Source organism: Kribbella sp. NPDC031520, from assembly GCF_055580825.1.
In genome coordinates, this window is the sequence record NZ_JBVIKS010000004.1 from 584,478 (window position 1) to 608,791 (window position 24,314).

Consider the following 24,314-nt stretch of genomic DNA (forward strand, 5'->3'; position numbering starts at 1 on the left):
CTGCTCCAGCCTCGCCTTCGCACGATTCACCCACTACTTGACCGGCGGCCGACCACCAGATGTCGCCCGGGTGTACCCCCGCCGCCGGGACGTGACAGAAGGTGGCATTTCGAGCTGCGGTTACACCCTGGACCAGTCACACTTGGTCAGATGAGCTACCAGCAGTTACCGCCGCCGACTGGTCTCCCGTACGCGGGACCGCCACCCAAACTGCCGTCGACCTACGTCCACGATCCCCTGGCTGTTGCGCTGGGCAACGCTTCGCTGCTGGGGCTGGGATACTTCCTCATTCGCCGGTTGCTCTTCGGTGCCATCGGTCTCCTCGGTACGACGATCCTTGTCGTACTGCTGTGCACCCAGCGCGCGTCCGGGTACGAGTTCGCCCTGATCGGCTGGGGTCTGCTGCAAGTCGTCCACGGCTGGTTTCTGGCGAGCCGGCAACCGCTGCGGGCGGCCAACCTCACCAAGCGGCTGGTCGCCCTCGGCGTCACGCTGCTGGTGTTCGCGGGCGTCGCGTTCGAGCGGTACGACGTACACCGGATCGACAAGGAAGCCGTCGCGGCGCGGGACGCCGGCACCTGCGACGGGGTACGGACTGCGCAGGCGAAGTACAACGTCGGGCATCGCATCGGCGACGCGCCACTGACCACCCGCGTCGAGACCGACGTGGCCGCCTGCGACCGGATCGATCAGGCCGCCGACACGCTGCGGACCGCGACGTCGGCGGTCGATGTCAACGGGATGCAGGCGGGATTCGACACCCTGGCCTCCGTCCTCGCGCAGCCCAACCAGGAGCACACCGTGCAAGCCGCACTGGACGAGTTCCTGAAAGGGTTGCCGCTGAAGGACCCGTGCCAGACGTTGACGGTCAGCAACTGGCTGCGGGCCCGTACGAAGGCGGGCAACATCCTCGACCAGGCCAACGTGGTCGTCCCGCGGATCGAGCCGGACGCGCTCCTCGGCTGCGGCGACACGCTGGCCGCCGCCAAGGACTGGCCGAACGCGCGCAGCATCTACGCCCAGCTCGTGATGCGCTACCCGCAGGCCAAGCAGACGGACCGTGCTCGCGCGGGGATCAAGAAGGCCGACTACGAGATCCTGCAGGCGAAGATCCTCGCGGAGCTGGCGCGCGTACGCGGTCTCGTCGCCTCCGGCGAGTACTGCTCGACGCCGGCGAGGTTCAGCCCCGCACCACGGCTCCGGCCGGGTGTGAACCGGGCAGTGTTCTCCGGCGCCAGCGCCTACGTGAGCAAGCTGCCGTCGCAGTGGAAGGGCACGACGGCCGACAACGCCGCGCTCGTCGTCTGCGCGGGGGAGAAGAGCCAGGGCCCGGCCGTGCGCACCTGCCAGTACCAAGGCATCAAGGGCTACCTCGGCCTCCGGTCGGTGACGTTCCACAAGATCGCCGTACCGGTCGACGTGTACGAGCTCCGCACCGGCCGGTTGATCATCCAGTCGACGGTGCAGATCAACGGCTCGGCGTGTCCGGCGACGATCTCCTTCACGACCTTCTACGGCGTCGGATCGCCCGATCGGGACATGGACGTGACGCCGACGACCGCAACGATTCAGGAGGCGTTCCGGGCACTCGTCGTGCGATAGTGAATCAGGGCGTGCACGCCGAGGGGGCCCCGCGATGACCGGTTACCCGATCAAGACCTACCGCTACCTGCGGATGGCGATGGTGGCGATGATCGTGCTGCTCGGCGCCGCGGTGGTGATCGAGTGGTCGAAGACCGACCCGCACTGCCTGCAGACGTCGATCAGCGCGTACTACTACACCCCGGTCCGGGCGATCTTCGTCGGTGCCCTGATCACGATCGGCGTCTGCATGGTGGTGCTCAAGGGCAACACCGAGACCGAGGACATCCTGCTGAACGTGGCCGGCATGCTCGCGCCCGGCGTCGCGCTGGTGCCGACGCCGGGGCAGGGGCACTGCCACTCGGTACCGGTGGTGCTCGGGGACGCGGCCGCCAACGTCTCGAACAACATGCTCGCGCTGTTCGTGGTCGGCGTACCGTGCCTGCTGCTGACCGCGGTCTTCGTCGTCCGTGACCGGATCCTCGACCCGGCCGAGTGGACTCCGTTGTACATGCTCGGCCTCGGGGTCGCGGTGCTGATCTTCGGCGGCGGGCTGGCCTGGTTCCTGGTCGACCGGCCCGGGTTCATCGGGCACGCGCACTACGCCGCCGCGATCGTGATGTTCGCCTGCATCGTCGTGGTCGTCCTTGTGAACGCCGAACAACTCCGGCGCAAGCATGGCGTACCGCGCTCACGGGCCAACCGGTACTCCGTCATCGCGGTCGCGATGGTCGCCGTACCGCTGCTGATGTTCGCGTGGGCGAAGCTGTTCGGCTGGGCGCACTCGGTCCTCGGGATCGAGGCCGCGCTCATCGTGTTGTTCGCGGCGTTCTGGATCAGCCAGACCGCCGAGCTGTGGAACGAGGGACTACGTCAGGAGTTGCCGCGGTCGCAGGCCACGCCGTCGCCGTTGCGATCCAGCGCCTCCGAGTAGCCGGGGTCGCCGCGGTGCAGCGGTGCCTTGCCGGCGGCGCGGACCTCGGCGCAGCTCTTGTACACGACGACCGTCGGCGTCGGGGGCGGCGTCGATGCCGGTGTTGGCGGCATGGCGGTTGGCGTGGGTGTCGTACTGGTCGTGGTGCTCGACCGAGTCGGCGTCGGCGTCGGGGTCGTGATTTCCAGCCGTGCCGGACGCTCGGTTCGCTGCACGGTTGGCTTCGCCACCGGGGTTGCCGTCGGCGGTGCCGTCGCCGAGACGGTCGGGTGGTACAGCGGGGCCGTCGTCGTGGAATCGTTGTGGCCGAACGGGTTCAGCAGTACGAGCGCCATCAGCGCGGCCGGTACCACGACCAGCGCGAGGGCGGTGATCGGGCGCGTACCGCCGTACCTGCCGATCGGTCCCCGGACCGGCCGGCCGTGCTCGTCGACCCAGAACGCCCACCTTCGGGGCGGCGCAGGCCAGGACTCAGGTGGTTGCCAGCGCCGTGGTGGCCGCCAGTCCGCTCGCGGTGGTGACGGCCACTGCGGCGGTGTGTTGAACTGCCTCACTTCGATCCTCCCGCAGGGCAGCCTATCCACAATCCACTGAGAACGTGCCCAGGAGAGCTAAGTCTCGTTGACAGACTCAGCCGGGTGGTGTGAGGCTCGCTCCATGACGGAGATTCAGCAGGGCGTGCGGAGCCGGACGTTCGAATGGACCGACCCGGCGCAGACCGCGGCGCGGCTCGGGCGATCGTCCGGGCTGGAGATGCTGCGCGCGATGCGCGACGGCGAACTGCCCACGCCACCGATCCTGCATCTGGTCGGCGGGACCGGGTTCGAGGTCGAGGAGGGCAAGGTCACCGTGCTGATGCCGGCGGCCGAGTTCCACTACAACCCGCTCGGCACCGTGCACGGCGGCGTCATCGCGACCCTGCTCGACACGGCTGCCGGCTGCACCGTGCACTCGACGCTGCCGGCCGGCGTCGGCTACACGTCCCTCGACCTGATGACCCGCTTCATCAGGCCGGTCACGATCGAGTCCGGCCTGCTCCGCTGCGAGGGCGGGATCATCAGCCGCGGTCGCCGTACAGCGGTCGCCGAAGCGCACCTGTACGACGAACGCGGCAAACTCCTCGCCCACGCAACCTCGAACTGCCTGATCTTCGAACTACCTCAGGCCTGATCGGCCAGGAGCTTTTCGCTTGCGACCAGGCGGACGCAGGTGGCGAGGCCGGTGATTGCGGCCTCGACCTCGGGCAGTTCGGGGTACGTCGGAGCGATCCGGATGGTCTGGTCGGTCGGGTCGTCGCCGTACGGGTGGGTGGCGCCGGCCGGGGTGATCGCGATGCCGGCCGCCTTCGCCTTGGCGACCACCTCGCGGGCGCAGCCCTCCGGTACCTGCAGGCTGACGAAGTACCCGCCGGCGGGTGCCGTCCAGGATGCGAGTCCGGTGCCGCCGAGTTCGGCGGTGAGGATCTTGTCGACCGCGTCGAACTTCGGCCGGATCAGCTCGGCCAAGGTACGCATGTGATTGTGCAGCCCGTCGGCGTCGCGGAGGAACTGTACGTGCCGGAGCTGGTTGATCTTGTCCGGGCCGATGCTCCGCTTGACCGTGTGGCTCAGCCACCACTTGATGTTGTCCGGGGACGACCCGAAGAACGCGACGCCCGCACCGGCGAACGTGATCTTCGAGCTCGACCCGAACACGAACGCCCGGTCCGGGTGCCCGTTCTCGGCGCACAGCGCGAGCACGTCGGCCAGCTTCGCGGGGGAGTCGGTCAGGTGGTGTACGGCGTACGCGTTGTCCCAGAAGATCCGGAAGTCCGGCGCCGCGGTCTCCATCGCGGCGAGCCGGCGGACCGTCTCGTCGGAGTACACCGTGCCGTCCGGGTTGCTGTACTTCGGCACGCACCAGATGCCCTTGATCGCGGCGTCCCCGGCGACCAGCCGCTCGACCACGTCCATGTCCGGGCCGTCGGGTGTCATCGGCACCGGGATCATCGTGATCCCGTACCGCTCGCAGATCCCGAAGTGCCGGTCGTACCCCGGCACCGGGCAGAGGAACGACAGCCCCTCGACGTCGGCCCACCGGGTCTCCGCGCCCGGAACCTTCCCGAGCAACGCGAACACGACCGCGTCGTGCATCAGCTCGAGGCTCGAGTTCCCCGCGGCGAGCAGCTGCTCCATCGGGACCTGCAGATCCTCCGCGAAGATCGCCCGCACCTCGGGCAGCCCGTTCAGGCCACCGTAGTTCCGCAGGTCGGTCCCGTCCGCCGACACCGGATCCCCACTCAGCTGGAGCACCCCGTTGGCTGCGTCCAGCTGCTTGGGCGACGGCTTCCCCCGCGTCAGATCGAGCTTGAGCCCCTTGGCCACCAACGCTTCGTAATCCTGGCGCGCACGCTCAACCTGGGCAGTCAGCTCATCGACACTCACGGGGAGTCCTTTCACAAGTACTAGGTGTTGGACCCCAGCCTAGTGACTGCCTCAGCGGCCTCTGCACTTGGGGAACTTCGGGTCCCACGGTGGGCAGGTGGGTGGGGGCGGGATCGTCGGTGGCGGGACCGGGGGAGTGACCGGTGGGGTCGGAGGCAGAGCCTTACTGCCGTTGGAGATGAACAGGACGACGACCGAGCCGGCCGGGGCGCCGTCCTCCTGGCGGGGGTTGGTCCAGGCGACGGTGCCGGCGGGCGCGTCGGAGTCGACCTGGGGACCGTGGTCCATGCGGACCTGGAAGCCCATCGACAGCAGCTTGGTGGCGGCGTCGGCGGGCGTCATGCCCTTGACGTCGGGCAGGTCCTTGACGTTGCCCCGGATGATCTTGTCGTCGGCCTTGACGAACTTGGTGCTCGGCTCGCCCTGCAGCGCGAGCTGCATCGCGGTCTCCCAGATCGGACCTGCCGTACCCGAGCCGGAGGCGTCCTTCAGCTTCTTGCCGTCGAACGTCTGGCCGATCATGTTCTCGATCTTCGGGTCGGCGTCCGCGACGACGGAGGCCGCCGCGAGCCGAGTCGAGTACCCGGCGAACCAGACCGCGAGGTTGTTCTGGATGGTACCGGTCTTGCCTGCCAGGTCGCTGTTGCCGAACTTCAGCTTGCCACCGGTACCGCCCTTGGCCATCACCTGCTGCAGCACGTAGTTGACACCGTCCGCGACACCAGGCGACAGCACCCGGTGGCAGTTCGGCCCGGGGGTGGGGATCTGCTTGCCGGTCTTCAGCGAGGTGATCGACGTGATGACCTGCGGGCTGCAATACATGCCGCGGGCCGCGAACGTCGCGTAGGCGTTGGACAGCATCAGTGGCGTCACCAGACCGGCCGATCCCAGCGTGTACGACACCACCTGCTTGAGCGGCTTCAGCTGCTGGGCATCGTACATACCGAGCTGGTTGGCGATGGTGGCGATCGGGCAGATGCCGATCTGCTGCGAGAGCTGCAGGAAGTAGGTGTTGGTCGAGGCGCGGGCCGCGTCCACCATCGACGGGTCGAGCACGGTCTTCGTCGAGTTCTTCGGGACGTAGTTGTCGGCCGAGGTCGGGCCGTTGCAGGTGCTGAAGTTCTTGCCGCTCAGGTCGATGGTCTGCGGCGAACGGATCCGGTACGTCGTCGGCACCCCGCGGGCGAGCGCGGCGGCGATCGTGAACGCCTTCATCGTCGACCCGTTCTGGAAGCCGCCGAAGCCGCCGGCGTAGGACTTCTCGACGTTGTAGTTGTACGCCGTCTGCCCCTTCTTCGCGCCGTACGGACGGCTCTGCGCCATCGCCTTCACCAGGCCGGTGTTCGGCTCGACCATCGTGACCGCGCCGATCACGTCGTCGGTGGCCTTGGAGTGCTCGGCGATCGACGTCGCGGCGGCCGCCTGGATTCGCTGGTCCAGCGACGTCTTGATCACCAGGCCGGACGTCTCGATGTAGTTCTCCCGCTCGTCCGGCGTCTTCCCGAACCCGTTGTTCTCCTTCAGCTTCGAGACGACGTACTCGCAGAAGAACGGGTACTTCGAGTTCGCGCAGCCGTTCGGGATCCGCTGGACCTTCGCCGGGTCGAGGACCGGGGTCTTGATCGCGTCGGCGGCCTGCTTGGCGGTGATGATGTTCAGTTCCTGCATCCGCCGCAGGACGACGTCGCGGCGGGCCTTGGCGCGCTTCGGGTTGTCGATGGGGTCGTACCCGTTCGGGTTCTTCACGATCCCGGCGAGCATCGCGGCCTGCGGCAGGTTGAGCTTGGCGGCGTGCACGCCGAAGTAGTGCGAGGCCGCGGCGTCGATGCCGTACGAGCGGTCACCGAAGAAGGCGAGGTTCAGGTAGCCGTTGAGGATCGCGCCCTTCGACATCTGCTTCTCGACGGCGATCGCGTAGCGCAGCTCGGCGATCTTCCGCTCGTACGTGTCGGCGGTCGCCTCCTTGACCTCCTCCGGCGTGCGGGCCTTGTTGATCAGGGTCTGCTTCACGAACTGCTGGGTGATGCTCGAGCCGCCCTGCTGGACGCCGCCGGCGGACTTGTTCCGCAGCAGCGCGCGGAGCGTGCCCTTGAAGTCGAGCGCGCCGTGCTCGTAGAACCGGTCGTCCTCGATCGCGACGATCGCCTTGAGCATGATCGGGCTGATCTGCTTGAGCGTCACCGGCGTCCGGTTCTGCTGGTACAGCGTGGCGATGGTGCGGCCTTCGGAGTCCTGGATGATCGACTTCTGGGCCAGCGGCGCGGTCTCCAGGTCCTGGGGCAGGTACTGGACCGAGTCGTGCGCCTTCGCCGTGGTCACGCCGACCAGACCGGCGAACGGGAGGGCCAGCCCGGCCGTCAGAGCCCCGGCCACCGCACTGGCGACCAGGAACACGAAGACCGACCACACGACACTGGGTCGCCTGGCCCGTCGCTCGCCTCTGTGCATGGTTGGGCAGGTTACGTGAGGCCGGGGCCTTCCGGGAGTGTCCTCGTTACAGAATTTACACATTGGCTCATCGATCTCACCCTTAGTGACGAAGCCTTCACTGCCAGGCGATCATCTCACGGCTCGATCAGGACCTTCAGGGCGGTCCGGTCGTCCATCGCCCGGTAGCCGTCCGGGATGCCGTCGAAGCCGACCGTCCGGTCGAAGACCTTGCCCGGGGCAACCGTGCCGTCGAGGACGCCGGGCAGCAGCCGTTCGATGTACGCGCGCGCCGGGGCCGGACCGCCGGTGAGCGTGAGGTTCGGCAGGAACAAGGTGCCGAATCCGATCGGCGCCTCGTCGTACTGCGGCACGCCGACGCGGCTGATCACCCCGCCCGGCCGGACCACGCCGAGCGCCTGCTCGTACGCCGGCAGGTGCCCGACCGCCTCGAGTACGACGTGCGTACCGTCGCCGCCGGTGAGTTCGCGAACCTTCTCGATCCCTTCCGCACCCCGCTCGGCCACGACGTCGGTCGCCCCGAACTCGACGCCGAGATCGGTACGGTCCTTGTGCCGGCCCATCAGAACGATGCGCTCGGCACCGAACTGCCTGGCCGCGAGTACGGCGAGCAGCCCGACCGCACCGTCACCGATCACGGTGACGGTGGTCCGCTCGGACACACCGCCCTTCAGAGCCGCGTGGTACCCGGTGCCGTAGACGTCGGAGAGCGTGAGCAAAGAGGGGAGTAGCGCGGGATCCGCACCGCCGGGGACCTTCACCAGCGTGCCGTCTGCCAGCGGTACTCGTACCGCCTCCGCCTGGCCGCCGCCGACTCCGTTCGCGTTCCAGAAGCCGCCGTGCCGGCAGGACGTCTGCAGGTCCTCACGGCAGAAGTCGCACGTCCCGTCAGACCAGGCGAACGGCGCGATCACGAAGTCGCCCTTCCGCAGCGTGCTCACCTCCCGCCCGACGTCCTCGACGACGCCGACGAACTCGTGGCCGATGGTCTTGCCGCCCGGGGTGTCCGGAAGGTTGTGGTACGGATGCAGGTCGCTGCCGCAGATGCAGGACCGTACGACCCGCACCACGGCGTCCGTTGGTTGCTGGATCACCGGATCCGGTACGTCGACGACGCGCACATCTCCGGCGCTGTATATGTAGGTCGCTCGCATGGCTTCAGTGAAGGCCGTTCCGAACGGCCGCGGCAGTGCCTGTCGTTCCAGGTAATGCCAGTGCCTCCCTCAGCGCCGTACCGGTCCGTAGGCTGGAGGACATGGACCACCGAGCCGAGATCAAGGAGTTCCTGAGCTCACGGCGGGCACGGCTCACTCCCGATCAGGCTGGCCTGCCGGCGTACGGCGGCGGCAACCGCCGCGTGAAAGGGCTGCGCCGCGAAGAGGTGGCGCTGCTTGCGGGCGTCTCGGTGGACTACTACGTCCGGATGGAACGCGGAAACCTCGCCGGCGCGTCCGAGAGCGTCCTGGAGGCACTCGCCCGCGCGTTGCAGCTCGACGACGCGGAGCGCGACCATCTGTACGCGCTGGCCCGTGAGTCCGACGCGACCCCGGTACGGCGACGTCCGGCGGTCAAAGGTGTACGACCGGCGTTGCAGCAGGTCCTCGAAGCGATCACCGACGCGCCGGCCTGGATCCGCAACGCGCGGTTCGACATCCTCGCGGCGAACCAGCTGTCGCAGGCGTTGTACGCGTCGATGTTCGCCGACAGCCGCCGCCCGGCGAACACGGCCCGCTTCACCTTCCTCGATCCGGCCGCGCGGGACTTCTTCGTGGACTGGAACCGGGCCGCCGACGACATCGCCGCCGTACTGCGCCTGCAGGCCGGGAAGAACCCGCACGACAAGGCGCTCAGTGACCTGATCGGCGAGCTCTCCACCCGGAGCGAGACGTTCCGGTCGCGGTGGGCGGACCACAACGTCCGCTTCCACCGCTCCGGCCGGAAGAAACTCCACCACCCGGTCGTCGGCGACCTCGAGATCGACTTCGAGGCGATGGAGTTCCCGTCCGACCCCGGCCTGACCATGGTCGTCTACACCGCGCCGCCCGGCAGCCCCACCGCCGACGCGCTGAAGCTCCTGGCCAGCTGGGCGGCCACCCGAGAAACTGTTGCCCAAGACAAGGAATAATCCTGTGCAGATCCTCCCCGAACCGCCGACCGCGAAAGGCCCGGCGGAATGGTTCACCGGCGACGTGTGGTTCGACGTCGTCATCCGCGGCGAGGCCCCGTCCCGCGTCCGCGTGAAGTGAGCACGGTGGGGAGGTCGCCGAGGATGGTCAGTCGTTTGGTGGCTCTGGTGACGGCTACGTAGAGGTCGGAGAGACCGCGGTCGGAGTTGGTGACGATGCCTGCTGGGTCGGCGATGATCACGGAGTCGAATTCGAGGCCTTTGGATTGGGGGACGTCGAGGAGTGCGACCGCGCCGTCCAGGACAGCGGGGTCGTGGGTGTGGGCTACGTGGGGGAGGGCGTTGGCGAACTCGTCGTAGCGGGAGGCGGGGACGATGTCAGCGATGCGGCCGTCGCCGATGGCGCGCTGTTCGGACTTGATGGTGGCGCGGAGCGCGTCGACGAGGCACTCAGCCGGGACCGGGTCAATGAAGGGGCTGACGCCGGTGTCGCGGACCGAGGTGGGTGGTTGGAGCGTCGGGTCGATCGCTTCCAGGATGTTGGTGGCGACCTTCATGATCTCGGCGGGGGTGCGGTAGTTGACGGTGAGTTCGGCGGTGCGCCAGCGACGCGGGGCGTAGTGGTCCAGGAGTTCGGCCCAGGACCGGAGGCCGGAGGCGGATCCGGTCTGCGCGATGTCGCCGACCAGCGTCATGGATCGGCGTGGGGCACGGCGCATCAGCATTCGCCAGTCCATCGCGGAGAGTTCCTGGGCCTCGTCGACGATGACGTGGCCGAACACCGACGTACGCTCAAAAGCACCACCGTCGGAGGACGATGGGTTGGCGAGTTGCTGGGTGCGCTGGGCGATCAGGTCCCGGAACTGCTCGATCTCCCAGGGCATGATCTCGATCCGTTCGGCGGTCAGCTCGATGTCGACCACGCCGCTCGCGTACTCCCGGTTCGCCTCGGTCGCGGCAGCCGCCTGCGATGCCTGGCGCTTGCGGCCGACGACGACGTCCGCGGTCTCGCCGAGCACTTCGGCTGCCTCGTCGAGTAGGGCGGCGTCCGAGGGAGACCACGAGGCCGACAGTGGCCGCAGTACGGCGGAACGCTCGGCGCTGGTGAGGTACGGCGCAGCGGTTGCGAGACGGTCGTCCGACGAGAACAGGACCGAAACGAGCAGTTGCGGTGTGAGCTCGGGCCACAACCGGTCGAGCAGCCCCAGCACCTGGTCGTCCTGGAAGAGCTCCTGCTCGAGGTCCTCGACGTCCGCGTCCCCGACGTACTGCTTGCCGATCCGGTCGACGATCTGCTTGGTCAGCGTCTTGATGATCCGCCGGACGAAGATCGGCCGCGCCCGGTTGTGCAGTGGCTGCGTCGCCAGCGCGCCCTGCTGTGCCTTGGCGATCGCGTCGGGTCGCAGGACGAGCTCGTCGGAGTTGACCTTGAACCGGATCGGTCTGGCCGGCACGATCCGGAAGCCTGCGACCGCCTGCGCGATCACCTCGGCCATCGCCAGTTCGCCCTTGATCCGCGCGGCCTCGGCGGACTCCGGCGCAGTCGCGGTCACGCCCGGGAACAGCTCGCTCACGGTGGCGAGTACGACGTCGTTCTCGCCGAGCGAGGGGAGTACCTGGTCGATGTAGCGCAGGAAGGTGGTGTTGGGCCCGACCACGAGTACGCCGCTACGTCCGAGCTGCTCGCGATACGTGTAGAGCAGGTACGCCGCCCGGTGCAGCGCCACCACGGTCTTGCCGGTGCCCGGACCGCCCTGGACCACGAGTACCCCGGGCAGCCCGGAGCGGATGATCTCGTCCTGCTCGGACTGGATCGTCGCGACGATCTCGTTCATCCGGCCGGTGCGGTTCGCGCCGAGTGACGAAAGCAGCGCGGCCTCGCCGATCAGCGTGCTGCGTTCGCTGTCGCCGAGTGCGTTCGCGTCCAGCAGGTCGTCGTCGACGCCGACGACGGTGCGGCCGTGCAGACGGATGTGCCGGCGGCGCTTGACGCCGAGCGGCTCCGCCGAGGTAGCCCGGTAGAACACCTGCGCGACCGGTGTCCGCCAGTCGATCAGCAACGGGTTGTAGTCGTCGTCGAACAGCCCGATCCGCCCGATGTGGAACCGTTCGCCGGCAGTCTCGTCGATCCGTCCGAAACACAATCCGCGTTCGACCGACGACAATTGCGAGAACCGTCCGGAAAAGAGTTTTGTGAACGACTCGCGTTCGGACCGGGCTTGGTCGGTGCCGGTGGTTTCCTCGCCCTGGACCCGCCCGAGTTCGCCGCGGGCCTTTTCCCGTAGCACATCGAGCCGTTCGTACATCGCGGTAACTTCGCCTTGTTCTGCGGCGATCTCCTGCTCAAGCACGTGGTTCCCCCGACCTCTCTTGCATTGCCCGAAAAGCTTTGATATTCTGAGCTTGTGAGCCCGTAGAGGGCTCTTTTCTATTTCTCGACACAAACACCCAACAGTACCTTTCTGGTCGGCTGAAAGGCAAATGTGTGTGGTGTCAAACATCCGCTTCACAGCTGACTGCCAGCCAAGTCGAAGCATGTGCTCAGTGGGCGATCCGACACTGAGGTGTGTTCGTAATCGGGCGCCTCACCGGCCTGGGCTCTGCAGTCCTCCTGCTGGCGCAGGTCGTGCTGATGGCGCGCGTACCAATCCTCGAGGCCGCGTTCGGGCAGGACCGGCTGGCCCGCATCCACCGCATCACCGGGTTCACGTCGTTCAACATGATGCTGGCGCACCTGGTCACGATCACCTGGGGCTACGCAGCCGGCGAGCTGCGGCGGACACCGGCGACGCCGTGGGACCTGACGGTCGACTACCCGGGCATGTTGCTCGCGGTCGGCGGGACGGTCGCCCTCTGCTTGAGCGTCATCACCGACGCCCGGACCGGCGTCACGCCGATCGTGCTGGCGTCGGTGACCGTCGTCCATCGGTTACTCGCCCAGGCCGACATCGACGCGACCGCGGCCTTCGCGCTCGGATCGGAAGGACTCGCCTGGTTGCAGTCGCGCCCGAACCGCGCGGGCCTGGTGATCCTCGCCGACGGGACACGTCAGGTCTTCGGGAACAGCACGCGGGCGACGACGTCGGCCACCATCCGCCGCGGAATGGGGCGGTGGGCAACGAAGTGGCGGTAGAAGAACGGGCTGGTCAGTAGGTCCGTCGTCAACTCGGGGTCGGTGTCCGGCGCGAGCTCGCCGCGGTCGCGCCCGCGTTGCAGGGCGATGAGCATCGGCTCGCGGCGCCGCTTCGTCAGGTCCTGGTGGATCTCCGAGAGGGCTGGATCGCGTTCGGCGGCGTCGATGAACGCGGCGAGCAGCCGGGGGAACGGCGTCCGTTCGAGCAGCGTGACGAACGCGGTCAGGATCTCGGTGACGTCCTTGGTGACCGACCCGGTGTCGGGCGCCGGGAACGGACGGTACGTCGCGTCCATTGCGTCGACCAGCAACGCACCTGTGGTCGGCCAGCGGCGGTAGAGCGTCGCCTTGCTGGCACCGGCGCGGCGGGCGACCGCCTCCATGGTGAACCCGGCCAGGCCGGACTCGTCGAGTACCGCGAGCGCGGCCTCGAGCATTCGCTGCCGGGCACCGTCCCCGCGGCTGACGGGCCTGGTCGTGCCGGCCATTGATCCACCTCCATCGAAACGCTATCGTACCGTTAGTGGAAGAGTACGGAGCCGTTTCGATAGCCGGTGAGTCGGATGCGAAGAACCTACTGGGCCACGACCGCGATCGTTGTGGGGGAGTGTGCCGTCGGCGGCACCATGGACCTGTTCCGGATGGCGCCGTTCTACCCGATGCTGATCGACCTCGGGTATCCGAGCTACCTGTCGACGATCCTCGGCAGCGCGAAGCTCGCCGCCGCGGTGGTGATCGCCGTACCGGGGCTGCCGCGGCTGAAGGAATGGGCGTACGCCGGGGTCATGATCAACATGACCGGCGCGGTCGCGTCCAACGCCGCCACACACCGGTACTCCGGAACGGTCGCCCCCGCCGCGTTCGCCGTACTGGCGTTCGCGTCGTGGGCGACCAGACCCCGCAGTAGGAAGCTCTAAGGGCCCTCAGCCGTCCAGCGAGATGATGCCCGCCTCGACGGGCCCGGATTTGCCGTACTGCGCTCCCGTGATGACGAAGACCAGGCCGCGGTTCTGCGGGTCCCCGGGGCCTTCCAAGGGGATGGTGTATCGGCTGTAGCCGGCCGGCATCGGCGACGAGAGTCGTGTCCAGGCCCCGGGGTCACCGAGGTCGCGGTTGATGAAGAAGTCCTGATCGTCGTTGCCCGTGACGACGATCGTTCCGTTCACGCCCCCCGACTGCGACCACGAAACGACGGGGGCACCGTTCGGGGCGTTGCCGTTCTGGTCCAGGAGCGGGGTGTCCGGGGAGAACCGGAACGACTCCGGGTCCTTCGCAATCCGGTAGTGCACGTGGTACGAGTAGTTGTTCTGATCGGGGTTGGTCGGGTCGTCGGGCTCCCCGAATTCGTACGTCATGATCCACAGGTCGCCTTTCAGCCGTGCCACCGTGGTCATGCCGGGCCGCTCGGCGTAGGCGGTTCCGGTCGCGTCGTCGACGACAGGACCCCACGTGTACAGGTCCGTGCTGGTCTGATGCGCGAGCTTCTGGCCGAAGTTCGGGTCGCGCTGGTCGGAGTAGTAGCAGATCAGGTTCTCGTTGTGCAGCAGCAGGAACGGCTCCCACACCGGCGTCGCGCCGTTCGTCGTGTTGGCCGGTCCGCCCTGGGCCACGGTGCTCAGGAACTGCCACGTGAGGCCGTCGTCCGTGCTGGCGTACAGCTGGATGTTCGTGCTGCCGAAGTTCTTTCCGAGCCAGTTGCACGCGAAAAGCAGCGCGCCCTTGGGAAGACCGGCGAACGCACGAGGCAATTGATAGAGGAACGGCTGCAGATACACCCCGGTTGCCGTACCGGCGTTCGGTACGCTGCTCTGCTTCGCCCACGTGCGGCCGTCGTCATCACTGCGGTAGAGAGGGAACCCCGGGCCACCGCCTTGGTAGGTTGCGAGCAGGGTCTGCGACTTGCCCGGCGCCGCGGTGCCGAGCCGGACAGCGCGAGCGTAGGACGTGCGCCCACTTTGACCGGCAACGACGACAGGTCCGAACGGAACCTCTCCACCTGGATCTGCGAACGCCGGCCCCGCAACGCCCAGGCCCACGCCCGCCGCCGCTGCTGCGCCCGCACCGAGAAGCACTCGGCGGGAGATCTGCGGCGTCTGGTCGGTCGAATTACTCACGGGTGCATTGCGATACTTCACTTCTGCCTCCCTGGTGAACAATTGGATCCCCCGCTGGGCACAGAGATGCGCATGGCTCGGCTCTGACCAAAAGCTCCGAGCAGAAGGCTCTAACGACTGAAGCCGGCGGTCAGGCCGCTGAGCAGTTGTCGTCGGCCGATGGCGTACAGGATGACGATCGGCAGCGTGGTGAGTACGACGGACGCGAGCACCGCCGGTACGTTCACGCTGTACTGACCCTGGAACGTCCACAGCGCCAGCGGAAGCGTGCGCTTGTCAGGGCTCTGCGTGAGGATGAGCGGCAGCAGGAACCCGTTCCACACGGCCAGGCCGTTGTAGATGCTGACGGTCACCAGCGCCGGCCGGGTGAGCGGCAGCGCGAGCTTGCGCATCATGCCCCACTCGGTCGCGCCGTCGACGCGCATGGACTCGAAGAGTTCCTTCGGCACGTCGCGGATGAAGTTCGCCAGAACCAGCACGGACAGCGGGATCGAGAACGCGATCGACGGCAGGATCAGCGCCAGCAGGCTGTCGTACAGGTGCATGCGGATGATCAGCAGGTACACCGGGATGATCGTCGCCTGCAGCGGGATCGCCAGTCCCATCAGGAACAGACCGCTGACCCCGGCAAGGAACTTGCTGCCGGCGCCACGGATGATCGCGTACGCCGCCATGAACGAGATCCCGACCGCCGGGATGATCGTGCCCGCGGTGACGATCACGCTGTTCAGGAAGTACCGCGGGAAGTCCGACTGGATGACCAGCTTGTAGTTGTCCGCGGTCGGCGCGGACGGCAGCGCGAAGGGGTTCTGGGAGAAGTACGCGCTCTGGTCCTTGAAGCTGGTGACGACGATCCAGTACAGCGGGATCAGTACGATCGCCAGCCAGACCCAGCCGGCCAGGCCGCCGAACCAGTTGAGCTGCCCGAGCTTACGAGCCTGCATCGGTCACGCACCTTCCTGCTGGCTGGCCGTCGTACTGCCGCCCAGGCGCCGCAGGAGCAGCGCGAGCGCGAGGCCGAGGAGCACGATCAGCGAGGCGATCACGCTGGCCGGTCCCATCTGGTTGGACATGAAGCCGCGCTTGTACATGTCCAGCGCGAGCACCCGGGTGGCGTCACCGGGACCGCCCGCGGTGAGCACGAAGATCAGGTCGAAGAAGGTCAGCGAACCGACCACCATCAGCGTCGACGACGTGATGATCGTGTACTTCAGCTGCGGCACCGTGATGCTGAAGAACTGCCGGACCCGCCCGGCGCCGTCGATCGCGGCCGCCTCGTACATCGTGGTCGGGATCGCCCGGACGCCGCCTTGGTAGATCAGCGAGTGGAACGGGATGAACTGCCAGGACACGATGAAGATCAGCACGCCGATCGCCAGGTTGCTCTTGCCGAGCCAGTCCTGGGTGAGGAAGCCGATCTTCAGCCCGGCGCCGAGCCCGAAGTTCGGGTCGAGCAGGGCCTTGTAGGTGATCGCGATCGCGGCCGAGCTGAGCAGGAGCGGGATGAAGTACAGCACCGCGAGGAACGCGCGGTAGCGTTGCCGGCCGGCCAGGAACGTGCCGAGTAGCAGGCTCATCGGCGTCTGCACGGCCCACGAGAGGATCATGATCTCGAAGGTCACCAGGATGCTGTGCAGCAGTTCGGAGTCGCCGAGCACCGACTTCCAGTTGGACACCCCGGCGGCGTGGATCGCGCCGAGGCCGTCCCACTGGGTGAAGCTCAGGACGAGTACGCCGATCAGCGGGATGACGCCGAACACGACGAACAGCAGCAGGGCGGGCAGCACCATCCAGGCGACCGGACCGCTCCGCCCGACGCCGGACGACGGTCGTTGCTCGGTCGCCGCCGGCGCGACGGGCGGAGCGGTAACTGTCACTGGCCAATCACCGCGTTCATGTTCGTCGCGAACTGCTGGGGAGAGATCGACAGCTGGAACAGCTTGGCGATGTTGTCGAGCAGCGTCTCGGCCTGGGTCGGGCTGAGCGCCTGGTCCCAGGACTGGGCGAAGTTCTTCGCGTTCGCCGCGGTGTCGTAGACGAAGTTCAGCCAGGCTTTGTCGTTCGGGTCACTGATCGAGGAGAGCTTGTCCTTCGCGCTCTTCACGAGCGGGACGTTGCCGGACTTCACCCAGGCGTCGACGGTGGCGTCGTCGAGGGTGTTGTTGGCGATGAACTTCTTCGCGGTCTCCTTGTCGGCGGCACTGGCCTTGGAGGAGATCGACATGTACTGCCCCGGGTTGCCGACGGTGTCACTCGGGTCGCCCTTGCCGCCGTCGACCGGCGGGAAGTTCATGTAGCCGAGGTGCCCGCCGGTGACGAAGTCCTTGCCGGACGACTTCATACCGCCGTACGTCCAGGCGCCGTGCAGCATCATCGCGGCCCTGCCGGTGTAGAGCAGTGCCTGGTCGGCGTTGGAGTCGGCGGTGATGGAGGAGAAGCCCTTGACGAAGCCGTTCGCCTTGATCAGCTTCTGCATCTCGTCGAGCGCCTTGAGCGCGGACGGGTCGGACCAGCCGTCCTTCTTGCCGTCGAAGATGTTCTGGAAGACCTCGGCTCCGCCGATCCGGTCGAACAGGAACTCCAGCCACATCATGTTGGTCCAGCGCGACTGGCCGCCGAGCGAGAACGGCGCGATGCCCTTGTCGTTGAACTTCGGCACCAGGTCCATGATGTCGCCCCAGGACTGTGGCGGCTGGGCACCGATCTTCTCGAACGCGCGCTTGTCGTAGAACAGCACGATCGGCGTGACGGCCTCGCCCGGCACCGCGTAGAGCTTGCCGTTGACGGTGGCCGCGGTGAACGCCGACGGGAAGATCGAGTTCTTCAGATCGGTCTGCTGGTTGAACCAGTCGGTGAGGTCCTCGACCTGGCCGGCTTCCACGTAGGCCTTCAGGCCGCCGCCGCCCCAGCCCCAGATCAGCGTCGGGCCCTGGCCGGCACCGATGGCGGTCTTGATCTTCTGCTTGAACGCGTCGTTCTGGAACTCGGTCGTCTTGATCTTGCTGTTCGGGTTGGCGTCGTTGAACCGCTTGACCTGCGCCTCCCGGATGGCCTGCTGAGGCTGCCCGGTGAGGAACCAGTACGTCGCACCGCTGCCGGTGTTGCCGCCGGCTCCAGTGGTCGACCCGGGCGTGCTGCTCGGGCCGGAGCTACCGCAAGCCGCGAGGCCTGCCGCCAGCGCGCCACCGCCGACCAGGCCGAGGAAAGTACGCCGGGATGTCGTGTTGGGATCCACAGTGATCTCCGTACTCCGTGCTGCCCCCACAGGTTGCGGAAGCACCTGCCGATATGACTTGTTTTCGAAACATAGATTTCGGAGATGTGACTGTCAAGACTTGAACTGAGGACTTTTCGGGGTCACAGTGTGGTCACGCAATCGCTGGTCACACAGGCGATTCGTGGCCCGTGGCCGATCGCCGGGGTCCGCCGGAGAGTTTCGAAAAGTTTTCGATAATTGCTCACCGAAACGAATGATCATCAAAGGGAGATTTTCTTGTCCATCTCGACCGACCGGCCCTGGCGCGACTCCTCCCTGCCCGCTGCGGAGCGGGCCGGCCTGCTGCTGGCGGCGATGACGCTGGAGGAGAAGATCGCCCAGCTCGGCAGCCGCTGGGCCGGTAACGACATGGACGACAAGGAGCTGGCCGAGCGGTCCCCGGACGAGACGATCAACGTCGCGCCGATGGAGGACGTGTTCTCGACCGGTGGTTCGGTGTCGCTGGAGGAGGCGAGCCGCGACGGCCTCGGTCACCTCACCCGCGTCTGGGGCAGCTACCCGCAGACGGTCGAGCAGGGCGTGGCCGAGGTGATCCGGCAGCACGAGGTCGTCCTGAAGGGCTCCCGGCTCGGCGTACCGGCCCTGGTGCACGAGGAGTGCCTGACCGGGTTCACGACGTACGGCGCGACCGTGTACCCGGCGTCGATCGCGTGGGGCGCGACGTTCGATCCCGGACTCGTCGAGCGGATGGCGGCCGCGATCGGGCGGGACATGGCCGCGGCCGGCGTGCACCAGGGACTGTCGCCGGTGCTCGACGTGGTCCGCGACTACCGCTGGGGCCGGGTTGAGGAGACGATGGGCGAAGACCCTTATCTGGTGGGGATCCTGGGCTCTGCGTACGTCCGCGGCCTGCAGAGCGCGGGCGTGATCGGGACCCTGAAGCACTTCGCGGGGTACTCCGCCTCCCGGGCCGGCCGGAACCACGGACCGGTGTCGATGGGGCGCCGCGAGCTGCTCGACATCATCCTGCCGACGTTCGAGACCGCGATCGCGACGGCCGCCGCCGGGTCGGTGATGAGCTCGTACGCGGATATCGACGGACTGCCCGCGGGCGCCGACCCATGGCTGTTCACCGAGGTACTGCGCGACGACTGGGGCTTCGAGGGCACGGTGGTGTCGGACTACTGGGCGGTGCCGTTCCTCGCGTCGATGCACCGCGTCGCGGCCGGCGACGCCGACGCGGGCGCACTCGCGCTGACCGCCGGCACCGACGTCGAACTCCCCGACACGATCGGGTACGCCGGGCTGGCGGACAAGGTCCGTTCCGGCGAACTCTCCGAAGACCTGATCGACCGAGCCGCCCGGCGAATCCTGCACCAAAAGGCCGAACTGGGCCTCCTCGACGACGACTGGACCCCCCAAGCCTCGGTCAGCACCGAGTCCATCGACCTGGATTCAGAACAGAACAGAGCGATCGGCGCCGAGCTGGCCGAGAAGTCCATCGTCCTTCTCGACGCAGGCACGGTCCTCCCACTCGCCAACCTCACGAAGGTCGCCGTCGTGGGCCCGTGCGCCGACGACCCGCGGACCTTGATGGGCTGCTACGCCTTCCCGAACCACGTCCTCCCGCGCTACCCCGAGCGGGGCCTCGGTCTCACCATCAACACGCCACTAGATGCCTTGCGCAACGAGTTGGCGGGCGTGGAATTGTCGTACGCCAAGGGCTGTGAGGTCATGGGCGACGATCGCTCCGGGTTCGAGCAAGCCGTCGCGCAAGCCCGGGACAGCGAGCTGACGGTTGCGTTCGTCGGTGATCTGTCCGGGTTGTTCGGGCATGGGTCGTCGGGGGAGGGGTGTGACGCTGAGGACCTGCGGTTGCCTGGGGTGCAAGGGGAGCTCGTCAACGCGCTGCTCGACACCGGGAAGCCCGTGGTGCTCGTCGTTGTGTCCGGGCGGCCGTACGCGTTGGGGGAGTTCGACGGGCGGCTTGCCGGGTTGGTGCAGGCGTTTCTTCCAGGGCAGGAAGGCGCGGCGGCGATCGCGGGAGTGTTGAGCGGGCGGATCGTGCCGAGCGGGAAGTTGCCGGTACAGATCCCGCGGCATGTAGGTGGGCAGCCCGGTACGTACCTGCAGCCGGCGCTCGGGAGTGTCGAGAGTGCGGGGATCAGCGGCCTCGAGACGCGGCCGTTGTACCCGTTCGGCTACGGGGCGTCGTACACGAGTTTCTCGGTGGGCGAGCTGCGGCTGAGTGCGGAGGAGTTCGGCAGCGACGCCGAGTTCACCGCCACGGTCCGGGTGACGAACACGGGCGGACGGGCCGGTGACGAGGTCGTCCAGCTGTACCTGCGTGACGTGGTCGCCCAGGTGGCGCGTCCGTTGAAGCTGCTGACCGGGTTCGCGCGGGTGTCGCTTGAGCCGGGACAGGCCGCCGAGGTGACGTTCCGCGTACATGCCGATCGCACGGCGTACACGGGTTCCGATCTGCGCCGGATCGTCGAACCTGGGGAGTTCGAAGTGATGGTGGGCACGTCCGCACTGGACCTGCCGTGTCGTGCGATGCTGCGGATGACGGGGGATGTGAGGGTGGTGGGGCACAACCGGGTCCTGACGACGCCGGTGTCGATCAGCGCAGACCCAGGAGGAGGGTGATGAGATGTCGCGGTTGAAGGGTCGCGTCACCCTGGCGACGGTGGCCGGGTCGGCCGGTGTCTCGGTCGCCACGGTCTCCAAGGTGCTGAACGGACGCAGCGACGTCTCGCCCGTCACCCGCGCACGCGTCCAGGAGATCCTGGAGAAGCACGGGTACGTCGGCCGCCGTCCGGAGCCCGCGCACCGGGCCACGGTCGAGCTGTTCTACCAGGGCGTCGTCAACGCGTACTCGGTCGAGGTGATCCAGGGTGTGGTCGAGGCGGGCCAGGCGGCCGGCATCGACGTCGTACTGAACTCCCGGCCGAAGCATCCGCCGACCACGAACGCGAACCCGGGTCGCGCCGCGTCCTGGATCCGGCAGCTGATCGCGAACGGCCGGCGGGCCGCGATCGGCCTGACCAGCGAGCTGACCGACGCGGACCTGGCCGCGCTGGCCCGGGCCCGGTTGCCACTGGTGGTGATCGACCCGGCGAACACCCCGGAGCCCGAGGTGACCAGCGTCGGCTCGACGAACTTCGCCGGTGGCATGGCCGCCGCGCAGCACCTGCTGTCCCTCGGCCACCGCCGGATCGGGTACGTCGGAGGTCAGCCGACGTCGGGCTGCAACCAGGCCCGGATGAGCGGGTTCCGCAGCGTGATGGACTCGGTCGGCGCGGTCGTACCGCCGGAGTACGTCTGGCTCAGCGACTTCCTGTACGACGACGGCGTGGCCGGTGGATCCGCGCTGCTCGACCTGGCCGATCCGCCGACCGCGATCTTCGCGGGCAGCGACGAGGTCGCGCTGGGTGTCCTGGAGGCTGCGCGGGCGCGTGGTCTGCGGGTCCCGGAGGACCTCAGCCTGGTCGGCTTCGACGACACCGAGGTTGCCCGCCTCGCGTCGCCGCCGCTCACCACGGTCCGCCAGCCGCTGCGCGAGATGGGCGCGGTCGCCCTCCGGACGGCGCTGCAGCTCGCGGCGGGGGAGCCGGTCGCGTCGCACCACGTGGAGTTGGCGACGACCCTGATCGTCCGCGGCTCGGCCGCCCAGCACGGCCTCTCGATCGCGGCCTCCTAGTCCGTCCTAATCCTTCCGGTCCGCGATGGTCCGGGTGGCCAGCGCCGCGAGCACCAGTACGGTCAGGCACACGACCGCCCACAAGGTTGTCGGTGCCGCGTTGACGTCCGCCGTCTTCTCGTTCGACAGCACCGTCATCAGCGCGCGGATCGGGGAGAGCCACCGGACCATCATCAGCAGGATCAGCGCGACCGCGGTCAGCATCGCGATCCCGATCCGCCGGATCAGCAGTCGCGAACACAGCACCCCGATGGCGGCGCCGATCATCGCCGCCGCGAGTTGCGCGCCCGCACCGATCAGCACATCGCCGGCCGTCACCTTGTGGTTGCCGGTGATGATCGGGACGATCAGCCCGAACACGAGCAGCGGCATGCACCAGGTGAAGACCACGGCGACGGTCATCGCGAGGACGCGCAGCGAGCTGCCGACGGTGACCAGCATGATCTGCCGCTGCGTCGGATCCTCGTGGTTGACGATCGCGACGGTCATCCAGGTCGAGCACACGAGCATGACCAGCACGCAGAACGCGTACGCCGATTGCAGCGGTCCGTTGTCGGACGTCGTACCGACCGCGATGACCCCGAAGAAGATCAGCATCGGCGGGAGGTAGCGCTGGGAAAGCAGCACGCTGTGCATGAGGTACCGGTACAGGGAGGTCATTTGACCCGCCGTACGGTTGTGACCGACCAGCCGTGGTTCAAGGCGGTCAGTAGCGCGGCGTCGTGGCGGCCCGTCGGCAGCGTCAGCGTGACATGGCCGTCGGAGCGCCGTACGTCGAGGACGTCGGGGTGCCGGGTCCAGTCGATGTCCGCGCCGGGGACCAGCGACACCTCGGTGATGCTCGGCTGCTCCGATGTCGCGGTGAGCCGGCCGTGGGTGATCTCGCAGACGCGGGTCGCGGTCGTACGGACCGTCTCGGTGGAGTGCTCGGTGAAGACAACAGCCGCGCCCTGCTCGGCGGTCTCGGTCAGGAGTTCGCGCAACGTGCTGTGGGCGTTGGCGTCGAGGCCCGACCAGGGTTCGTCGAGGACGAGCAGCTCTGGTGGTTCGAGCAGCGCTTGGGCCAGCGCCACCTTCTGCGCGTTGCCCTTCGACAACTTGCGCATCGGCGTGCCCGCACCGCCGGTGAGTTTCAGCCGGTCCAGGAGCTCGTGTGCGCGGTCGTGGGCGGTCCGGGTGTCCAGCCCACGGATCCGTCCCAGGTGGGTGAGGTACGCCGACGCCGACAGCCGATCGTGCGACGCGAACACGTCCGGCACGTAACCGACCAGGCGGGCGTCACGCTCGACCGAACCCGCGGACGGCTGCGACAGCCCGACGAGCAGCCGCAGTACGGTCGACTTCCCGGAACCGTTGGCGCCGATCAGGGCGACCAGTTCACCCGCGTTCAGGTGCAGGTCGACGTCGGTCAGGATCTCCCGCCGCCCGTACCGTTTGGAGACCTTCCGCAGCCGTGCCACTTCCATGCAGTGAGCTTAGAGGGCGGGTCAGGGCAAGAGAGACCAGCAGCGAGGCGACGGCGCACGCAGTCATCGTCGGCGCGGGCGCGGTCAGGTCGGCGAACGCGCCGGCGAGGATCGCGACCACTCCGAACGTCGTCATCCGCAACGCGGACTCCAGCCCGAGCACCTGCCCGCGCAGGTCGCCGGGGGTGAGATCGACCAGGAGCTCCTGCTGCGCGAGCGACGCGGAATACCCGCTGCTGCCGATCGCGACGAGGACGCAGAGCACCGCGATCGGCAGCTCGAACGCGAACCCGAGGAACGGTACGGCGAGTACGAACCGCAGGAACCGCGCCGCTGTCCGCCGGCCGTTCCGGGTCAGGAACCGGCCGACCACGAGGTCGCCGGTCATCATCCCGGCGGCCCCGGCCGCGAGCAGCCAGCCTGCGCGCGAACCGGCGTACGGGACGAACAACGCCTCGCAGCCGACGATCAGCCCGTTGGGCAGTGCGAGCGCGAGCAGCAACGGGCGGGTACGGCGTTGCGCGAGCAGCGTACGGTTCCCGCGCCAGGTCTCGGCGAGGCCGGTCCGCGCGACCCGGCGTGGCGGGCGGTCCCGGAGGCCGAAGCGGTTGACGAGTACGGAGACCGCGGAGAACCCGGTGGCCAGCCACAGTACGGTCGACGGGCTGAGGGTCTGCAGCAGGATGCCGGCGATGCCGAAGCCGGCGATCTGCATCGCGCCGACCGACAGGTTGATCGCCGACCGGCCGAGGACGAACTGCCGTTCGTCGACCACCTCGCTGAGCAGGCCCCAGCGCGCACCGCTCCCGATCGACAGGCCGTACGCCAACGCGAGCGCCAGCACGAGCCGGGCGGCGGGCGGGAGGTCGAAGGCGGCCTGCGCGGCGACCTCGACCGTGGCAAGCAGACTCAGCATCGTGAGGACCTGCCGCGGCCGCGCGGTGTCGGCCGCCGACATCAGGGTCGAGAGGCCGAGCACCTGCGCCAGCGACGGGCCGAACATGATCATCGCGGCCAGCAGCGCGGAACCGGTCGTGCTGTCGACCAGCAGCGCCAGCGTCAGGCTGGTCATGGTCGCCGACGCGTTGCTCAGCGCGCTGCCGATCCACAGGTTCCGGAACTCGGAGTTGGCGAAGATCGCCCGGTAGGTACCCATGGTGTGCAGGATCG

21 protein-coding genes are annotated in these 24,314 nt (G+C 68.0%); 8 read left to right on the forward strand and 13 right to left on the reverse strand.

Translation table 11 applies throughout. The annotated features are described in order from the left end of the window. Positions 1 to 150: 150 nt before the first annotated feature. Both ACZ5BU_RS23540 and ACZ5BU_RS23545 read left to right on the forward strand, forming a co-directional pair. On the forward strand, positions 151 to 1,602 hold the full coding sequence (locus tag ACZ5BU_RS23540) for a tetratricopeptide repeat protein (protein WP_465702106.1): 1,452 nt from the start codon (positions 151 to 153) through the stop codon (positions 1,600 to 1,602). A gap of 34 nt (positions 1,603 to 1,636) precedes the next feature. Continuing rightward, positions 1,637 to 2,515: a hypothetical protein gene (locus tag ACZ5BU_RS23545; RefSeq protein WP_465702108.1), complete on the forward strand. Its 879-nt coding sequence runs from the start codon at positions 1,637 to 1,639 to the stop codon at positions 2,513 to 2,515. Here the strand turns inward: ACZ5BU_RS23545 and ACZ5BU_RS23550 are convergent. Then, a complete protein-coding gene (locus ACZ5BU_RS23550; protein WP_465702110.1) occupies positions 2,455 to 3,069 on the reverse strand; it encodes an excalibur calcium-binding domain-containing protein in 615 nt (204 codons plus the stop codon). The two genes, ACZ5BU_RS23545 and ACZ5BU_RS23550, sit on opposite strands and share 61 nt — an antisense overlap. Before the next feature lie 103 nt (positions 3,070 to 3,172). On the opposite strand from ACZ5BU_RS23550, the gene ACZ5BU_RS23555 reads away from it, so the two are divergent. Beyond that, positions 3,173 to 3,685, forward strand: a complete 513-nt coding sequence (locus ACZ5BU_RS23555) for a PaaI family thioesterase (protein WP_465702112.1) — start codon at positions 3,173 to 3,175, stop codon at positions 3,683 to 3,685. Here ACZ5BU_RS23555 and ACZ5BU_RS23560 read toward each other — a convergent pair. From ACZ5BU_RS23560 to ACZ5BU_RS23570, 3 genes are all read right to left on the reverse strand, one after another. After that, positions 3,676 to 4,938: an aspartate aminotransferase type Ic gene (locus tag ACZ5BU_RS23560; RefSeq protein WP_465702113.1), complete on the reverse strand. Its 1,263-nt coding sequence runs from the start codon at positions 4,936 to 4,938 to the stop codon at positions 3,676 to 3,678. The two genes, ACZ5BU_RS23555 and ACZ5BU_RS23560, sit on opposite strands and share 10 nt — an antisense overlap. 51 nt (positions 4,939 to 4,989) lie before the next feature. Continuing rightward, a complete protein-coding gene (locus ACZ5BU_RS23565) occupies positions 4,990 to 7,386 on the reverse strand; it encodes a penicillin-binding protein (protein ID WP_465702115.1) in 2,397 nt (798 codons plus the stop codon). 116 nt (positions 7,387 to 7,502) lie between these two features. Next, positions 7,503 to 8,540, reverse strand: a complete 1,038-nt coding sequence (locus tag ACZ5BU_RS23570) for a zinc-binding dehydrogenase (protein ID WP_465702117.1) — start codon at positions 8,538 to 8,540, stop codon at positions 7,503 to 7,505. A gap of 101 nt (positions 8,541 to 8,641) precedes the next feature. Here ACZ5BU_RS23570 and ACZ5BU_RS23575 point away from each other — a divergent pair, with 101 nt between their 5' ends. Continuing rightward, positions 8,642 to 9,511: a helix-turn-helix transcriptional regulator gene (locus tag ACZ5BU_RS23575; RefSeq protein ID WP_465702118.1), complete on the forward strand. Its 870-nt coding sequence runs from the start codon at positions 8,642 to 8,644 to the stop codon at positions 9,509 to 9,511. An 80-nt stretch (positions 9,512 to 9,591) separates the two neighbouring features. Here ACZ5BU_RS23575 and ACZ5BU_RS23580 read toward each other — a convergent pair whose 3' ends face one another. Then, positions 9,592 to 11,862, reverse strand: coding sequence for a HelD family protein (locus tag ACZ5BU_RS23580; protein ID WP_465702120.1), 2,271 nt, complete (start codon positions 11,860 to 11,862; stop codon positions 9,592 to 9,594). A gap of 215 nt (positions 11,863 to 12,077) precedes the next feature. Between ACZ5BU_RS23580 and ACZ5BU_RS23585 the strand changes: the two genes are divergently transcribed. Further along, a complete protein-coding gene (locus ACZ5BU_RS23585) occupies positions 12,078 to 12,644 on the forward strand; it encodes a ferric reductase-like transmembrane domain-containing protein (protein WP_465702122.1) in 567 nt (188 codons plus the stop codon). On the opposite strand, the gene ACZ5BU_RS23590 is transcribed toward ACZ5BU_RS23585, so the two are convergent. After that, on the reverse strand, positions 12,560 to 13,132 hold the full coding sequence (locus tag ACZ5BU_RS23590) for a TetR/AcrR family transcriptional regulator (RefSeq protein ID WP_465702123.1): 573 nt from the start codon (positions 13,130 to 13,132) through the stop codon (positions 12,560 to 12,562). The two genes, ACZ5BU_RS23585 and ACZ5BU_RS23590, sit on opposite strands and share 85 nt — an antisense overlap. Before the next feature lie 75 nt (positions 13,133 to 13,207). Here ACZ5BU_RS23590 and ACZ5BU_RS23595 point away from each other — a divergent pair, with 75 nt between their 5' ends. Further along, positions 13,208 to 13,561, forward strand: a complete 354-nt coding sequence (locus ACZ5BU_RS23595; protein ID WP_465702124.1) for a DoxX family protein — start codon at positions 13,208 to 13,210, stop codon at positions 13,559 to 13,561. 6 nt (positions 13,562 to 13,567) lie between these two features. On the opposite strand, the gene ACZ5BU_RS23600 is transcribed toward ACZ5BU_RS23595, so the two are convergent. The 4 genes from ACZ5BU_RS23600 to ACZ5BU_RS23615 all read right to left on the reverse strand — a co-directional run bounded on the left by ACZ5BU_RS23600 (position 13,568) and on the right by ACZ5BU_RS23615 (position 17,993). Next, on the reverse strand, positions 13,568 to 14,779 hold the full coding sequence (locus ACZ5BU_RS23600) for a sialidase family protein (RefSeq protein WP_465702126.1): 1,212 nt from the start codon (positions 14,777 to 14,779) through the stop codon (positions 13,568 to 13,570). An 89-nt stretch (positions 14,780 to 14,868) separates the two neighbouring features. Next, positions 14,869 to 15,702, reverse strand: coding sequence for a carbohydrate ABC transporter permease (locus ACZ5BU_RS23605; RefSeq protein ID WP_465702128.1), 834 nt, complete (start codon positions 15,700 to 15,702; stop codon positions 14,869 to 14,871). Between the two features lie 3 nt (positions 15,703 to 15,705). Continuing rightward, positions 15,706 to 16,635 carry a carbohydrate ABC transporter permease gene (locus tag ACZ5BU_RS23610; RefSeq protein ID WP_465702130.1) on the reverse strand — a complete coding sequence of 310 codons (930 nt, stop codon included), beginning with the start codon at positions 16,633 to 16,635 and terminating at the stop codon, positions 15,706 to 15,708. Next, positions 16,632 to 17,993: an extracellular solute-binding protein gene (locus ACZ5BU_RS23615; protein ID WP_465702132.1), complete on the reverse strand. Its 1,362-nt coding sequence runs from the start codon at positions 17,991 to 17,993 to the stop codon at positions 16,632 to 16,634. Before ACZ5BU_RS23615 ends, ACZ5BU_RS23610 begins: the two co-directional genes overlap by 4 nt. A 258-nt stretch (positions 17,994 to 18,251) precedes the next feature. Here ACZ5BU_RS23615 and ACZ5BU_RS23620 point away from each other — a divergent pair, with 258 nt between their 5' ends. Then, a complete protein-coding gene (locus ACZ5BU_RS23620) occupies positions 18,252 to 20,624 on the forward strand; it encodes a glycoside hydrolase family 3 N-terminal domain-containing protein (protein WP_465702134.1) in 2,373 nt (790 codons plus the stop codon). 4 nt (positions 20,625 to 20,628) lie between these two features. Continuing rightward, complete coding sequence (locus ACZ5BU_RS23625; RefSeq protein ID WP_465702136.1) at positions 20,629 to 21,678, forward strand: LacI family DNA-binding transcriptional regulator; 1,050 nt, start codon at positions 20,629 to 20,631, stop codon at positions 21,676 to 21,678. A 6-nt stretch (positions 21,679 to 21,684) separates the two neighbouring features. On the opposite strand, the gene ACZ5BU_RS23630 is transcribed toward ACZ5BU_RS23625, so the two are convergent. Genes ACZ5BU_RS23630 through ACZ5BU_RS23640 form a run of 3 tightly spaced genes read right to left on the reverse strand, consistent with a single transcriptional unit; the run spans position 21,685 to position 24,300 of the window. Beyond that, a complete protein-coding gene (locus tag ACZ5BU_RS23630) occupies positions 21,685 to 22,338 on the reverse strand; it encodes a hypothetical protein (protein WP_465702139.1) in 654 nt (217 codons plus the stop codon). Beyond that, complete coding sequence (locus ACZ5BU_RS23635; RefSeq protein WP_465702141.1) at positions 22,335 to 23,144, reverse strand: ATP-binding cassette domain-containing protein; 810 nt, start codon at positions 23,142 to 23,144, stop codon at positions 22,335 to 22,337. Before ACZ5BU_RS23635 ends, ACZ5BU_RS23630 begins: the two co-directional genes overlap by 4 nt. Next, on the reverse strand, positions 23,056 to 24,300 hold the full coding sequence (locus ACZ5BU_RS23640) for an MFS transporter (protein ID WP_465702143.1): 1,245 nt from the start codon (positions 24,298 to 24,300) through the stop codon (positions 23,056 to 23,058). Before ACZ5BU_RS23640 ends, ACZ5BU_RS23635 begins: the two co-directional genes overlap by 89 nt. Between the last annotated feature and the right edge of the window lie 14 nt (positions 24,301 to 24,314).